At 38.0% G+C, this 14223-nt stretch carries 13 protein-coding genes, 3 pseudogenes and 1 other annotated feature; of the genes and pseudogenes, 9 read left to right on the top strand and 7 right to left on the bottom strand.

The annotated features are described in order from the left end of the window. Positions 1 to 73: 73 nt before the first annotated feature. The 7 genes and pseudogenes from BPMYX0001_RS20565 to mnmL all read right to left on the bottom strand — a co-directional run bounded on the left by BPMYX0001_RS20565 (position 74) and on the right by mnmL (position 4845). The gene (locus BPMYX0001_RS20565) at positions 74 to 1384 is read right to left on the bottom strand and encodes a PepSY-associated TM helix domain-containing protein (RefSeq protein ID WP_003208782.1); all 1311 of its coding nucleotides are present in this window, start codon (positions 1382 to 1384) and stop codon (positions 74 to 76) included. A 174-nt stretch (positions 1385 to 1558) separates the two neighbouring features. Next, entirely contained in the window at positions 1559 to 2101 is a 543-nt protein-coding gene (locus BPMYX0001_RS20560) for a hypothetical protein (RefSeq protein ID WP_006096275.1), read from the bottom strand. 12 nt (positions 2102 to 2113) lie between these two features. Further along, positions 2114 to 2797 (bottom strand): aspartate/glutamate racemase family protein, encoded by a 684-nt coding sequence (locus BPMYX0001_RS20555; protein ID WP_033799168.1) that lies wholly within the window; start codon positions 2795 to 2797, stop codon positions 2114 to 2116. 53 nt (positions 2798 to 2850) lie between these two features. Beyond that, positions 2851 to 3060 (bottom strand): annotated as a pseudogene (locus tag BPMYX0001_RS34760) (ATP-binding cassette domain-containing protein); the annotation flags it as partial. Then, positions 3043 to 3189, bottom strand: a pseudogene (locus tag BPMYX0001_RS34150) (ATP-binding cassette domain-containing protein); the annotation flags it as partial. The pseudogenes BPMYX0001_RS34150 and BPMYX0001_RS34760, both read right to left, overlap by 18 nt. Positions 3190 to 3316: 127 nt before the next feature. Next, positions 3317 to 3889 carry a tRNA 5-(aminomethyl)-2-thiouridylate-methyltransferase MnmM gene (gene mnmM, locus BPMYX0001_RS20545; protein WP_033799167.1) on the bottom strand — a complete coding sequence of 191 codons (573 nt, stop codon included), beginning with the start codon at positions 3887 to 3889 and terminating at the stop codon, positions 3317 to 3319. Further along, positions 3886 to 4845 (bottom strand): tRNA modification radical SAM protein MnmL/YtqA, encoded by a 960-nt coding sequence (mnmL, locus tag BPMYX0001_RS20540; RefSeq protein WP_006096271.1) that lies wholly within the window; start codon positions 4843 to 4845, stop codon positions 3886 to 3888. Before mnmL ends, mnmM begins: the two co-directional genes overlap by 4 nt. A gap of 110 nt (positions 4846 to 4955) precedes the next feature. Between mnmL and BPMYX0001_RS20535 the strand changes: the two genes are divergently transcribed. The 9 genes and pseudogenes from BPMYX0001_RS20535 to BPMYX0001_RS33270 all read left to right on the top strand — a co-directional run. Further along, positions 4956 to 5219: a YtzC family protein gene (locus BPMYX0001_RS20535; RefSeq protein ID WP_003208776.1), complete on the top strand. Its 264-nt coding sequence runs from the start codon at positions 4956 to 4958 to the stop codon at positions 5217 to 5219. 15 nt (positions 5220 to 5234) lie between these two features. After that, complete coding sequence (locus tag BPMYX0001_RS20530) at positions 5235 to 5384, top strand: hypothetical protein (RefSeq protein WP_003208774.1); 150 nt, start codon at positions 5235 to 5237, stop codon at positions 5382 to 5384. A 4-nt stretch (positions 5385 to 5388) separates the two neighbouring features. Then, positions 5389 to 5520 (top strand): annotated as a pseudogene (locus tag BPMYX0001_RS32410) (DUF418 domain-containing protein); the annotation flags it as partial. Positions 5521 to 5671: 151 nt separating this feature from the next. Continuing rightward, on the top strand, positions 5672 to 6034 hold the full coding sequence (locus BPMYX0001_RS20525; protein WP_006096270.1) for a VOC family protein: 363 nt from the start codon (positions 5672 to 5674) through the stop codon (positions 6032 to 6034). Between the two features lie 450 nt (positions 6035 to 6484). After that, the gene (locus tag BPMYX0001_RS20520; protein ID WP_018782089.1) at positions 6485 to 7246 is read left to right on the top strand and encodes an ABC transporter ATP-binding protein; all 762 of its coding nucleotides are present in this window, start codon (positions 6485 to 6487) and stop codon (positions 7244 to 7246) included. Positions 7247 to 7262: 16 nt separating this feature from the next. Next, positions 7263 to 9116 carry an FtsX-like permease family protein gene (locus BPMYX0001_RS20515; protein ID WP_006096268.1) on the top strand — a complete coding sequence of 618 codons (1854 nt, stop codon included), beginning with the start codon at positions 7263 to 7265 and terminating at the stop codon, positions 9114 to 9116. A gap of 164 nt (positions 9117 to 9280) precedes the next feature. Further along, positions 9281 to 10474, top strand: coding sequence for an MDR family MFS transporter (locus BPMYX0001_RS20510; protein WP_006096267.1), 1194 nt, complete (start codon positions 9281 to 9283; stop codon positions 10472 to 10474). A 52-nt stretch (positions 10475 to 10526) separates the two neighbouring features. Continuing rightward, positions 10527 to 10814: a binding site (T-box leader), on the top strand. 66 nt (positions 10815 to 10880) lie between these two features. After that, positions 10881 to 13289, top strand: a complete 2409-nt coding sequence (gene leuS / locus BPMYX0001_RS20505) for a leucine--tRNA ligase (RefSeq protein WP_006096266.1) — start codon at positions 10881 to 10883, stop codon at positions 13287 to 13289. 146 nt (positions 13290 to 13435) lie between these two features. Further along, on the top strand, positions 13436 to 14223 hold a 788-nt coding region (locus BPMYX0001_RS33270), incomplete at its 3' end, for a protein VrrB (protein WP_033799716.1).

The following is a 14223-nucleotide window of genomic DNA, read 5'->3' as shown; positions in this document are numbered from 1 at the left end:
TTCGTGAGAGAAAGAAAAAATTGGTCATAAATAAAAAGCATTTGTACAAGATGAATTGTACAAATGCTTTTTTCTATACTTTTTTTACCCGTATTTTAGAGAATAGATATAGTAAAAACTCAACTACAAAAATAATAAGAACAGATAAACCGAATAAAGGCATGACAATTCCTAATAAAATCATAATAAGTATAAAGGCAAATATGCTTTTTTTATCCTTTTGTTTTGATGGTGCTCCCACCTTACCTTGTGGCTTTCTTGCTAGCCACATTTTAACACCGAAATAAATGAGGAATAGTAAGGACAAGGTTGTAAGTAAGCATAGTATTTTGTTTGGCCATCCAAATAAATGTCCTTCATGAAGGGGGATACCATAAGAAAACCACTGTGCAAATAAGCCATAATCACGATAGTCAATTTTTGAAATGAGAGTGCCGCTATATTGATCAAAATAAGCAGTAATCTCTTCATTTGGTGATACGTGCATTCCTGTAATACCAGAACCGCTAGATTTTGAAATAGTGAATACTCCTTTTGGCTCATTTGGTAATGAAATGACATATGGTTTTTCAATTTGAATCGATTTCTCTAACTCATCAATTGAAAGAGCTGTCTGTTCGTTTGAATCTGATTGTGGCGGTGTTTCTTGTCTAGTCGCCCACGGTAACTCTTTAAACTTAGACTCTGGAGGAGCCATATATAATTTCGGATATCCTAGTGATTCATTGGAAGTTGCTATGTTATAAATTTGTTTTCCCATGAAAGCAGACCAAGGTAATCCTGTTAGTACTAAGAGAACGAGTGGAATTGTAAATACAATACCGATTATGCTATGAAGTCGTTTGGATCTCTCTCTAGCGTTTGATACTGGGGGTTTCTTGAAGCGTTTTATACTCATATATAAACCAGTAACAATTAAAAAAATCGTCCAGCAAGCGGCTAGTTCGACTAAGTAGTTTACAACGGTACCGCCTACTAGAAGAGAGCTATGTAATTCTCGCATAATATTTGCAAACGTTGCATCAGCATTTTGATCCCCAACAATTTGGTTATGTTTATCTAAGTAAACATACTTCTGATCACCTGTATATTCATTTGCCATTGTGAGTCTTGTATTATGATCATCTTTAAAATAGCTAATTTTCGTCACGTTATAGTGAGGATATTTCTTTTCTGTTGTTGAAATGGATTCAGACATAGAAAGAGATTCTGTTTGCCTACTATTTCCAAAATATAAATCTTTATAGATGAAATTCTCAACTTCCTCTCGAAACAAATAACCAATGCCGCTGAGTGATAAAGTAATGAGTAGTGGTGCTATGAAGAGACCGGCGTAAAAATGCCACCTCCAGAAAATATAATGAAGCGATCGATTCTTTTTCATATTTTAAATCCCCCGTCCAACCTTTTATAAAATGAATGCTCATTTAATATATCGGGATAAAGTGTGATTACTTTGAAAGAATTGTGAAAAATGTTAAAAGTTTTAGGGGCATATAAAAAAGACGTGCAGCATGCGCACGTCTTTTTAGCGATTTCTGTCGAGGGATTGATATATTTATAGGCGCGAAGAACAATGTTGGATACATAGTTCTGTCGAGCGAATAAGTTCTTCATTTCCTTTTTTCATTCGAATTTGGAGTGCTTTTTGAAAGTAAGGTAAAGCTACATTCAGATCTCCTTCATCTAGTTTACTTTTTCCGTAATGTTGATAGAGAAAATCTTCGTAATTTGTTAAAGCATTTTGGTGCAACATATGAAAGAGTTCAGCAAAGATTTCATTTGCTTTTTCAAAGTCACTTTCCCAATGATATACATGAGCAAGGCGAAGTTTGTTAATAAAAATTCCTTGCGTATGTTGTAAGGCTTCATATCTTTCTATGGCCTTTTGTAAGTAGTATTTGCTCTCAGAAAGGTTTTCTACGATTCGGTCGTAAACACCAATTAAACCGCATTGCTTCGCATATGATATATCTGAATGAGCTAAATTTGTTTTTAAAAATGTAATCCCTTGCTTCATTTCAGCAAGGGATAGTGGTTTTTCGCGGAGATTTTCATCGAATGTATAGCCCATTTCAAAAGGGATGTTTTCTATTTGCATGGAATTCTCCTTCTATACTTTTTTGTTGGACAAGTATTCATTCACCACTGCCTTCGCAAGGCAAGCTGATGAATCCACTAAATAAAGGCTGTGTGCTCCGGTGTTTAATACAACGTTTAAATCTGTACAAGCTATAATAACTCCATCTACCGTTTCAGCTAATTCTATGCAAAGTGTACGCCATGATTTAGTTGCGTCAGGCAAGTCTCCTATTTTTATGTTTGAGATAATTTGAGTGATAGCCGTTTGCCAGCTATTTTTATGTATATAGTCCATACCACGTTTTGCGATCCCATCTTGATATATACCGGACTGAACAGTCGCATCGGTTGCTAAGAGAGCTACTTTCCTTACGTGATCGGGTATTTCTTTTATCGTCTCATCCACCATATTTAAAATGGGAACTGAAATTGAATTTTGTAATTCATAAAAATATAAGTGCGCTGTATTACAAGGCATGGCAATAAAATCGACACCTGTGTTTTCAAGTTTTTGAGCACCATTTATAATAGCCTTTTCCATGGCTTTATGATCAATCGGTCTATCTATATAAAAAGGTGTTGGACAAGAATAAATCATCATATGAGGAAAATCCATATCATGTTTCGCACCGTATACTCTTTGGCATTGCTCAACTACTGTATCAACGAAGGGGCCTGTCGATTTCGGCCCCATTCCTGCTAGTATTCCAATCATTGTTGTATATCCTCCTGATTTCATAATCTAAATTTAGAAATTCTTGTTTTCGTCTACATGTTCCTTCTTTTTCGTACAAGATAAAGAAACAAACTCATTAAAACAAATGAATATGCAAGTGCCTATGCAGTAAGCCAAAGCACGTGAACAAGCAAATGATGTTCATATTGTCCAAGCATCAGAAAACTATTGATAGGCGGAAAAACCCATAATAGTTCCGGCATTTCTTTTTTGAGATGAATGGAAGCAATCATTTTGAGTAAAGTACTTTTTCCAGTACCATTGCCACCGATAATGGCAACCGCTTGTCCTTTTGGAATAGATAAATGAATGTCTTTTAGTAGCAGTTGTTTGCCATAGGCCTTTTGTATTTCCTTTCGTTCTAATAACAAAATGATTGCCTCCTTCTTTATAGATTTCTCACATCCATTATATGGTATATTTTATTCTCGGAACAATAAAAAAACGTGCAGCACATGCACGTTTTTTATAACGATTCTTGTTGAATCGCCGATATATTTAGCGTTTCTCAATCGCCACAATAAATGGCGGATTATTTTGTTGGTTGATGAAGCCGTAACGAAGTACGTGAGCTTGTTTTTGATCCAGCTCTTCGGCGAATTGCAGGACAGCATCGCGCTCGACTTGTCCTTCTGAATGACCATGATAAATAACAAGGACGATGATGCCTTCTGGTGCCATGACTTCTAATAATTGTTCGATAGCAGCTATCGTTGAATTTGGTTTTGTAACGATATGCTTGTCACCGCCAGGAAGGTAACCTAAGTTGAAAATGGCTCCGGTTACTTTGCCTTTTGCTTCTTCTGGTAATACAGATAACAAAGTATCGTGGCTATCATGAACGAGAACAGTTCGTTCTTCAAGTCCTCTTTCTTTTAGGTGAGTAGCCGAACTTTCAATTGCTTTACGCTGAATATCAAATCCGAATACTTTCCCGTGTTCGCCAACAATCTCCGCTAAAAAACAAGTATCGTGACCGTTGCCAAGTGTTGCGTCTACAGCATAATCACCTTCTTTGACAGCTGTTTGCAAAAGCGTGCGTGCAAACGGTAATACACGTTCTAATTTCATACGGGTTTCACCTCATTTGCATATTTTCCTTGCCAGCTTCCGCGGCGTATAAATTCCGCATCGATGGAATTTAATACTTCCCATTTATTTAAGCTCCACATTGGACCAATCATTAAGTCAGGTGGACCGTCACCTGTGATGCGGTGCACAATGACATCTGCTGGAATGATTTCAAGTTGGTCCACAACAAGACTGACATAATCTTCAAGAGAAAGGAATTCTAACTGTCCTTTTTCATATTGCTTCACCATTGGTGTTCCTTTTAATAAATGAAGTAAGTGAATTTTAATACCTTGTACATCAAGTTTTGCGACTTCACGTGCAGTTTCCATCATCATGTCGTAGTCTTCAAGCGGAAGCCCATTAATAATATGGGAGCATACTTTAATGCCATGCTTACGAAGTTTGTTTACACCTTCTACATATGATGGATAATCATGAGCACGGTTAATGAGGTTCGCAGTGCGCTCATGAACGGTTTGCAGTCCAAGTTCAACCCAAAGATACGTGCGTTTATTTAAATCAGCTAAATATTCAACGACATCGTCAGGTAAACAGTCGGGACGAGTTGCGATTGAAAGACCAACAACATCTTTTTCTGCCAACAGCGGTTCGAATTTTTCTTTTAGCATTTCTAATGGAGCATGCGTATTGGTGTATGCTTGGAAATAAGCGATACACTTTCCATCTTTCCACTTCGAGTGCATTTTTTCTTTCATTTCATGATACTGCGTTACAACATCATCGCGGCGATCGCCAGCAAAGTCACCAGAACCAGCAGCGCTGCAAAATGTGCATCCGCCGTATGCGACTGTGCCATCACGGTTTGGGCAATCAAATCCAGCGTCTAATGAAACTTTAAAGATTTTTTCGCCGAATTCTTTTCGTAAGTGATAATTCCACGTATGGTAACGTTTATTGTCATTTGTATATGGAAAAGGGTTTTGAACCTTCATTACATATCCCTCCTAAAGCCTAAAATGAAACAAAATCCATTATAACATACTCATAAGGTCGATATGGAAGGGACACACTAAGGGAGAACTAAAGGCAAGGAGGCTACATCATGGCAGAGCGTCAATCACTTGAAGAATACATTACGCAAGCAGAGCAAGCTATAGAATATGCAAAAGAGCAATTAGATATCGGAAGTAGACAAGAGCATTACAATACAATGGAGTATTCTGATGCACAATTACAATTAGAACAAGCTTATAACGATTTACAAATTATGCAGCAACATGCGAATGATGAACAACGTGAGCAATTAAATCGTGCACGTATGGCAGTTCGTCAATTACAGCACCAAATGATTATTACACCGCACTAATAAGGAGTGAATGTAATGGCAAAGCGCTCAGATCAAAATAACCCAGAGCAAAAAACGCAAAATGGACATAACGCTGAGTTCTCAAATGAACTCGATCCAGTGGTACAAGCAAAACAGCGTAATCGTAAAAAAGGACAACCACAAAAATCAAAGCAATCAGAGTAAGCCAGGTCGCTTGTTTAATTTTACAGGAAACCTGACGTATATGCAGACTCTATATGTATGTATTGCAATTTATACAATCTAAATTATTTTCAGTGTCATCTAGATGAAGTTTTTCAAGATGGGGCCATTCGAATAAATTTGGCGTGTGATTACGTATTGGACAGTTACGCCTTTAAAAAAATAATGTTGGAGAAAAAACTGCTTCAGAAATGGAGCAGCTTTTTGTATTTTTGAATCTCTCCGTTATAATTAAGATTCAAGTAAGCAGAGTAACGGAGGAATAAACAATGATTGCACATATTGGTACAGTAGCAGTTTACGTAGATGATCAACAACAGGCACTTGAATTTTGGACAGAGAAAGCGGGATTTGAAGTATATCGTAACGATCCAATGGGACCAAACGCAAGCTGGATTGAAGTAGGACCAAAAGGCACACGTTCGCACTTAGTCATTTATCCCAAAACAATGATGCCAAATGCAAATGAGCTAAAAGCATCAATCGTGTTCGTAACAGAAAATATGACAGAAACGTATGAAACAATGAAGAAGAACGGGGTAGAATTTACACAAGAGCCAAATAAAATGCCTTGGGGTACATTCTCTATCTTTAACGATAATGAAGGGAATGAATTCGTTTTAAAAGGTTAAAACAATAAAAGGAAAAGCTGAGCTTACATGGGCTCGGCTTTTTGTGCGCCATTATAATCTGAATTGCCGAATATTACGAATTTTTTATCGTTATTTGTGGTAATATATGGTATGTTAATAGATGGACATTTAAATTTTTGGATGTATTGGTTTGTTTATAAAAAGCATGATAAGGAAAATGTGAAGGGGAAGGGATATAGACGAACAATACTATGAAAATAAAGAATGTCGATGTATATTACGAATGTAAATGTTAGCAAGGTAACACGTTTTTAATGTGATTTTTTCTATGAAACTGAATGGAATGAATCTATTGATATGGTTCTAAAAAAATGAAAAATAAGCATTTATATTACAAAAGTGTAAGGTAAATGTAATGTTAAACAATGGTAGATGATGCAGAAATGGTACAAACTAGGAAGTGGAAAAACAATTGTAGGAGGATATAGGATGAGCAAACCAGTTGTAGACGTAAAAAACGTCCAAAAAGTATACGGTAAAAAAGGCGAGAGCCAATCACATGCCTTAAAAGGTGTATCATTCTCTATTCAAGAGGGTGAATTTGTTGGAATTATGGGGCCATCTGGTTCAGGGAAAACAACGTTATTAAATGTAATTTCAACATTGGATAAAGCAACGGGCGGCGTTGTTGAAATTGCAGGTACAGATATTACAAAAATGAAGCAAGGAGAACTATCTGATTTCCGCTCACAAAAGTTAGGATTCATCTTCCAAGACTTTAACTTATTAGAAAACTTATCAATCTATGAAAATATTGCTCTGCCACTTTCTTTGCAAGGCGTTCCATCACGTAAAATTGGACCGAAAGTAGAAAAGGTAGCTGAAATGTTAGGAATTTCAGAAATACTTCAAAAGTACCCATCTGAAGTATCTGGTGGACAAAAACAGCGTTCAGCAGCAGCGCGTGCGCTTGTACATGAGCCAGCGATCATTTTAGGAGACGAGCCAACAGGAGCGCTTGATTCTAAAAATGCAACGAGTCTTTTAGATGCAATGACAAACTTAAATGAAGAACAAGGTGTATCGATTATGATGGTTACCCACGATCCATATAGCGCAAGTTACTGTCAGCGTATTTTATTCATTCAAGACGGCGAGTTATACAAAGAAATTCACCGCGGTGGTACGCGCGAAGCGTTCTATAAAGAAATTTTAGATGTGCTTGCAGACTTAGGCACACAAAAAGCATAAGAAAGGAGGTTCAGACATGTTATTTAAGCTTTCTATGTCAGGACTGAAAAGCAAGCTGAAAGATTACATTGTCTTACTTGTTGGTCTTGTAATGTCAATTTCGATCTTTTACATGTTCCAAACGTTAGCATTGAATAAAGCGTTTATTGAGGCGAATTCTGTAATCAGTAGTATTCAATTCGTCTTCCATGCTGGAGCGGTACTATTAGCTATCATTACATTCTTCTATATTTTATATGCTAATTCTTTCTTGCTATCACTTCGTCAAAAAGAATTTGGTATGTATATGATGTTAGGAGCCAAAAAGCATAAGGTGACACTGCTTATGTTTATTGAAACAATTGTATTAGGAGCAGCATCTCTTGTAGTTGGTATTGCAGTCGGTGTAGGGCTCGCGCAAGGAATTGGTAAACTACTTATGCAACAGCTTGAATTTACTGCAGGTGGCTATCATGCATTTTATGCTCCATCTATGCTTGTTACATGTATTTTCTTCTTAGTACTATTTGTTTTATCAGCAATTATGAATAGTATCAAATTATCACGTATTACGGTTCTACAACTGGTTCATGCTGATTCTAAAACGGATCGTGTTTCTAAAGCAGGAGTAAAGACTGTTATAGCTGCATTCGTTGGAATTATTCTATTAGCAATCGGCTATGCTTCTATGATTTACATGGGTAAGTTGGCGCAAATGGGGGTTATTATTGCATTAATCACTGTAACGTCTGGAACTTACATGTTATTTGGAACATTCCTTCCGCTTATTATTAAAAAGCTAAAGAGTAATAAAAAGCGTACTGAAAAAGGACTTAATGCTTTTACATTTGCACAGTTAAATTTCCGCATCAATAGCTTAACAAAAGTACTAGCTACAGTAGCGATGTTAGTGGCGCTTGGAGCGGGTGCGATTTCAGGCGGTATGGCGTTCAAAAATAACGTTATGCTTACTGTCGATGGTTTGGCAATTTATGATGTTGCGATTCATAATCCAACAGCCGAAGAGAAGAAAATTTTAGATGGTATTACATTTAAAGAGAAAAGTGAATATCGTTACAAAACAGACGATAAATATGTCTATTATTTAAAAGAAGATTTAGAGAAAAATCGTCCTTTAATACAAGATTTAAAAGATTTTAAAGGAATGAAAGATATTGGTAAAGTAAAACGAGTTTCTGAAGAACTGCCAGTAGGTGCGATTTCGAGTTCCGGTCAAGAAAAATCTGATAATGTGATTCCAAAGGAGTGGGATCAGGCATTAAGCACGATTCATCCAATTTATGTATCCCCTAATCAAACAATTAAAATTGTAGACCAAAAAATGTATGATGGTTTGCAAGGTAAAGAGGGCGTTGCATTACTTGGAAAAGTAGATGATTTCTTAACATATAAAAAAGAGTGGAAAAAAATTGACGAGTTGCAGCTAGTTAAATATAAAAATGTAAAAGAAAATTCCTTGCAAAGTAAGAACCAGTTTTATACTGGATTTTACGGCATCGCTAGTGGAACAGTATTTATGGGGCTCTTCCTAGGAATTGCTTTCTTAGCAATGATGGCAAGTTGTTTAATGTTTAAAATTCTATCGGGTGCATCAAGCGATATCACACGTTACCAAATGCTTCGTAAAATCGGTGTTCGCCGTGAATTATTAACGAAGTCTATCTATAAAGAATTATTCTTAGTATTCTTATTCCCAGCGATTGTCGGTATTGCTCACGTGTTAGTTGGTATGAATATTTTCGGATTTATCTTAATTGACCCGTATTTCCGTATTTGGTTACCAATTGTAATTTTCGTGGTCATTTACACAATTTACTACTTCATTACAGTTCAATTGTATAAAGGAATTGTTCTTCCGAAAGAGGACTAAGAGTTAGAAAATACCGAGTAGAGGGTGCTCGGTATTTTTTCTTTTTCATTTAAATATCATTATCTGAATTTCATCAACTATTAATCAGTTGCCTTCCTATTTAAAAACGACTACAATTTTACTGTTATGTATAGAACGAAAAAAACAGAATAGGAGGGGAAACTATGCCAAGGAAAGTATGGCTATTAGTAGCTGGGATGATTATTAATGTCACAGGTGCTTCTTTTTTATGGCCATTTAATACAATTTATTTACATGATCATTTAGGAAAATCGTTATCTGTGGCCGGAATGGTATTAATGATTAACTCGTTAACAGGAGTAATTGGTAACTTACTCGGCGGTGTTTTATTTGATAAATGGGGCGGATATAAGTCGATTTTAGTAGGAATTGTGATTACACTATTAGCGATTTTAGGTCTTGTATTCTTCCATGGTTGGCCATTATATATTGTGTGGCTTGCGTTAATTGGATTCGGTTCTGGTATGGTCTTTCCATCGATGTATGCGATGGTTGGTACGGTTTGGCCAGAAGGCGGACGGAGAGCATTTAATGCGATGTATGTTGGACAAAACGTTGGAATCGCTGTTGGTACAGCGTGCGGTGGTTTAGTTGCTTCTTATCGTTTTGATTATATTTTCTTAGCGAACTTTATTTTATACTTTATTTTCTTCTTAATTGCCTTTATCGGATTCCGTGGTATGGAAGATCAGAAAGATAAGAGTGTAGAAGTAAAAGAAGGAAAGAAAAAAGGTTGGTCACTTACACCAGGATTCAAGGCACTTCTTATCGTATGTGTAGCATATGCTTTATGCTGGGTTACATATGTACAATGGCAAGGTGCGATTGCGACACATATGCAGGAATTAAATATTAGCCTTCGTCATTACAGCCTGTTATGGACGATAAACGGGGCGATGATTGTTTGTGCGCAGCCATTAGTAAGTACGATTATTCGTGCGATGAAGCGTTCTTTGAAACAACAAATTATGATCGGAATCGGCATTTTTGCAGTGTCATTTATTGTACTTAGTCAAGCACAGCAATTTACCATGTTCCTTGTCGCGATGGTGACATTAACAATTGGTGAATTATTTGTTTGGCCAGCTGTTCCAACGATTGCGAATATCCTTGCACCAAATGATAAGCTCGGTTTTTATCAAGGTGTTGTAAATAGCGCAGCGACTGTTGGGAAAATGTTTGGCCCAGTTGTTGGCGGAGCAATTGTTGACTTATACAATATGGAAGTATTGTTTATAGCAATCATGGTAATGCTTGTAGTAGCGCTTATCGCAACAAGCATTTATGATAAACGAGTGAAAGTGGAAGAAACAGTAGAAGAAAAAATTGCAGTTTAGTTTGACGGAACATGTAACATGTTTTAGAATATATTTAAATTAACTCATACTTGTAATAACAGTGAGAAGGAGTAGTAGTAATAGAAGCTGGTTTAGAGAGTTGACGGTTGGTGCAAGTCAATCCACGTTTCGTTATGAACTCGCCTTTGAGTTGCAGTTGTGAACCAAAGTAGCAATTGCCGTCTATCCACGTTACGGATCTAAGCGAATGTATATATTAGTGCTTGTTCAAAAGGAAGATAAAGAAATGCGACAGCTATCTTTACCGAACGTTTTGAACATCCTTTATTACATTAATTTAGGGTGGTACCGCGGGAATCTATAACCTCTCGTCCCTTTCTAGGGATGAGAGGTTTTTTGTATTTTAGGCGGTGAAAATAAATACAATTTGAATGGAGGATATCTCATGAGCTTTAATCATCAAGAAATTGAGAAGAAGTGGCAAGCGTATTGGGAAGAGAATAAAACATTCCGCACGCCAGATGAGACAGAAAAACCAAAATTTTATGCACTAGATATGTTCCCATATCCATCAGGAGCTGGGCTACACGTAGGACATCCAGAAGGATATACAGCAACGGATATTTTATCTCGTATGAAACGTATGCAAGGATATAACGTTCTTCATCCAATGGGATGGGATGCATTCGGTCTTCCAGCAGAGCAATATGCACTTGATACTGGAAATAGCCCAGCAGAATTTACAGAGAAAAACATCAACACGTTCCGTAACCAAATTAAAGCACTTGGCTTCTCTTATGATTGGGACCGTGAAGTAAATACAACAGATCCAAACTACTACAAATGGACACAATGGATCTTCTTACAGCTATTTGAAAAAGGATTAGCTTACGTAGATGAAATACCTGTAAACTGGTGCCCAGCACTTGGTACAGTACTTGCGAACGAAGAAGTTATCGACGGTAAGAGTGAGCGCGGTGGACATCCTGTTGAGCGTCGTCCGATGAAACAATGGATGTTAAAAATCACTGCATATGCAGATCGTCTGCTTGAAGATTTAGATGATCTTGATTGGCCGGAAAGCTTAAAAGATATGCAACGTAACTGGATCGGTCGTTCTGAAGGTGCAGAAGTACACTTTAACATCGATGGTACAGATGAGAAGTTTACAGTCTTCACAACGCGTCCTGATACACTATTTGGTGCAACTTACTGTGTACTTGCTCCAGAGCATGCGCTTGTTGCGGAAATTACAACTGCGGATCAAAAAGAAGCAGTAGAAGCGTACATTGATTCTGTAAAAGCGAAAAGTGATTTAGAGCGTACAGAACTTGCGAAAGAAAAAACAGGCGTATTTACTGGTGCTTATGCAATTAACCCAGTAAACGGTGAGAAATTACCAATATGGATTGCTGACTATGTACTTGCAACTTACGGAACAGGTGCTGTAATGGCAGTTCCAGCCCACGATGAGCGTGATTATGAGTTTGCACAAGTATTTAGCCTTCCAATGAAAGAAGTTGTAAAAGGCGGAGACATCACGAAAGAAGTATATACAGGTGATGGTCCACACGTAAACTCAGCATTTCTTGATGGTCTAAATAAAGAAGAAGCAATTGCAAAAATGATTGAATGGCTTGAAGTAACAAGTGCAGGAAATCAAAAAGTAACATACCGTCTTCGTGACTGGTTATTCAGTCGTCAACGTTACTGGGGTGAGCCAATTCCAGTTATCCATTGGGAAGATGGCACAATGACAGCTGTGAAAGAAGAAGAATTACCATTAGTTCTTCCAAAAACAGAAAACATTCGTCCATCTGGTACAGGTGAATCACCACTTGCAAACATCGAAGAGTGGGTAAATGTTGTCGATCCTGAGACTGGTAAAAAAGGTCGTCGTGAAACAAATACAATGCCGCAATGGGCTGGTAGCTGCTGGTACTACCTACGTTACATCGACCCAAACAACAGCGAAGCACTTGTAGATCCTGAAAAAGTAAAACAATGGCTTCCAGTTGATATTTATATCGGCGGTGCAGAGCACGCTGTACTTCACTTACTATATGCTCGTTTCTGGCATAAAGTATTATATGATATCGGTGTGGTTCCAACGAAAGAGCCATTCCAACAATTATTTAACCAAGGTATGATTCTAGGTGAAAATAACGAGAAAATGAGTAAATCAAAAGGGAATGTTGTAAACCCTGATGATATCGTAGCAAGCCATGGTGCAGATACACTTCGTCTTTACGAAATGTTCATGGGACCATTAGATGCTTCAATTGCTTGGTCTGAAAATGGTCTTGACGGAGCTCGTCGTTTCTTAGATCGTGTATGGCGTCTATTTGTTCAAGATAATGGTGAACTAAGTGAGAAAATCACAGATGCCTCTAATCAAGAACTTGAGAAAGCATACCATCAAACAGTGAAGAAAGTTACAGAAGACTATGCAGAGCTTCGCTTTAACACTGCAATTTCTCAAATGATGATGTTCATTAACGATGCATATAAAACAGAAGTACTTCCGAAAGAATATGTAGAAGGTTTCGTGAAAATGATTGCACCAGTTGCACCGCACGCTGCGGAAGAACTTTGGAGCAAGCTTGGACACAGTGAAACAATCACATATGCAAGCTGGCCAACATTTGATGAGTCTAAACTTGTAGAAGATGAAGTTGAAATCGTTGTTCAAGTTATGGGTAAAGTTCGTGCGAAACTGAAAACGAAAAAAGACGCATCAAAAGAAGAAATGGAACAACTTGCTATCGAAGTAGTGAAAGAACAAATTGAAGGGAAAACAGTTCGTAAAGTAATTGTTGTTCCTGGAAAACTTGTTAATATCGTTGCAAATTAATAGGAAAGAGCAGTCCTTATGAGAGGGCTGCTCTTTTTTTTAGACAACTGAAAAATGAGTGGAATTCCCTTATAGACAAACACCTATTCTTGTATGAGAAATATGATAACAAAGGCAGGTTAAATTGAGAGAAAGAGGTGAAAGAAATGAAAGGGATGGATAATAACGCATCGCACGGCTTTATGATAGGTCAGGATGGCTATGCACAAATGCTAATGGGAGGAGCTGGACAACAAGGATATGGCGGGAACCCAACATGGATGGGCGGATCATCAGAAGGAGTTCCTACATCTGTAGCTGGAGCGCAAACCGGAATGCCAACATTCGTGGGAGGAGCGCAGGGTGGAGTTCCTATAGGAGTACCAACTACATTTCCGGCATTTGTAGGAGGAGCGCAAGGTGGAGTTCCTGTAGGAGCGCCAACTACATTTCCGGCATTTGTAGGAGGAGCGCAAGGTGGAGTTCCTGTAGGGGCACCAACTACATTTCCAACATTTGTAGGCGGGGCACAATCTGGCTTCCCTGCATCAGTTGGTCCGCAACCAGGATTTGGTGGTGTTGCTCCTATTCTAGTAGGAGGAGTAGGTCCACAAATGATTCATGGTCATCACGTCCATCACGGTCATCACGTCCATCACGGTCATCACGTCCATCACGGTCATCACGTCCATCACGGTCACCACCAACATCACGGTCACCACCAACATCACGGTCACCAGCAACATGGTCACCACCAGCAACACGGCCATCATCAGCAACAAGTACATCATCATGGTCACCATCAAATTCATCCACAGGCTGTTTTATATCAAACACAACACCATGGTCAGCATCAACACCATGGTCAGCATCAACACCATGGTCAGCATCAACACCATGGTCAGCATCAACACCATGGTCAGCATCAACACCATGGCCAGCATCAACATCATGG

Source organism: Bacillus pseudomycoides DSM 12442 (assembly GCF_000161455.1).
GTDB lineage: Bacteria > Bacillota > Bacilli > Bacillales > Bacillaceae_G > Bacillus_A > Bacillus_A pseudomycoides.
This window is presented reverse-complemented; position numbering and strand designations above follow the sequence as displayed.

Excerpts from the sequence above, each read along its gene's own strand:
- BPMYX0001_RS20565 (WP_003208782.1), bottom strand. The coding sequence starts at position 1,384 with ATGAAAAAGAATCGATCGCTTCATTATATTTTCTGGAGGTGGCATTTT.
- BPMYX0001_RS20560 (WP_006096275.1), bottom strand. The coding sequence starts at position 2,101 with ATGCAAATAGAAAACATCCCTTTTGAAATGGGCTATACATTCGATGAA.
- BPMYX0001_RS20555 (WP_033799168.1), bottom strand. The coding sequence starts at position 2,797 with ATGATTGGAATACTAGCAGGAATGGGGCCGAAATCGACAGGCCCCTTC.
- mnmM (WP_033799167.1), bottom strand. The coding sequence starts at position 3,889 with ATGAAATTAGAACGTGTATTACCGTTTGCACGCACGCTTTTGCAAACA.
- mnmL (WP_006096271.1), bottom strand. The coding sequence starts at position 4,845 with ATGAAGGTTCAAAACCCTTTTCCATATACAAATGACAATAAACGTTAC.
- BPMYX0001_RS20535 (WP_003208776.1), top strand. The coding sequence starts at position 4,956 with ATGGCAGAGCGTCAATCACTTGAAGAATACATTACGCAAGCAGAGCAA.
- BPMYX0001_RS20530 (WP_003208774.1), top strand. The coding sequence starts at position 5,235 with ATGGCAAAGCGCTCAGATCAAAATAACCCAGAGCAAAAAACGCAAAAT.
- BPMYX0001_RS20525 (WP_006096270.1), top strand. The coding sequence starts at position 5,672 with ATGATTGCACATATTGGTACAGTAGCAGTTTACGTAGATGATCAACAA.
- BPMYX0001_RS20520 (WP_018782089.1), top strand. The coding sequence starts at position 6,485 with ATGAGCAAACCAGTTGTAGACGTAAAAAACGTCCAAAAAGTATACGGT.
- BPMYX0001_RS20515 (WP_006096268.1), top strand. The coding sequence starts at position 7,263 with ATGTTATTTAAGCTTTCTATGTCAGGACTGAAAAGCAAGCTGAAAGAT.
- BPMYX0001_RS20510 (WP_006096267.1), top strand. The coding sequence starts at position 9,281 with ATGCCAAGGAAAGTATGGCTATTAGTAGCTGGGATGATTATTAATGTC.
- leuS (WP_006096266.1), top strand. The coding sequence starts at position 10,881 with ATGAGCTTTAATCATCAAGAAATTGAGAAGAAGTGGCAAGCGTATTGG.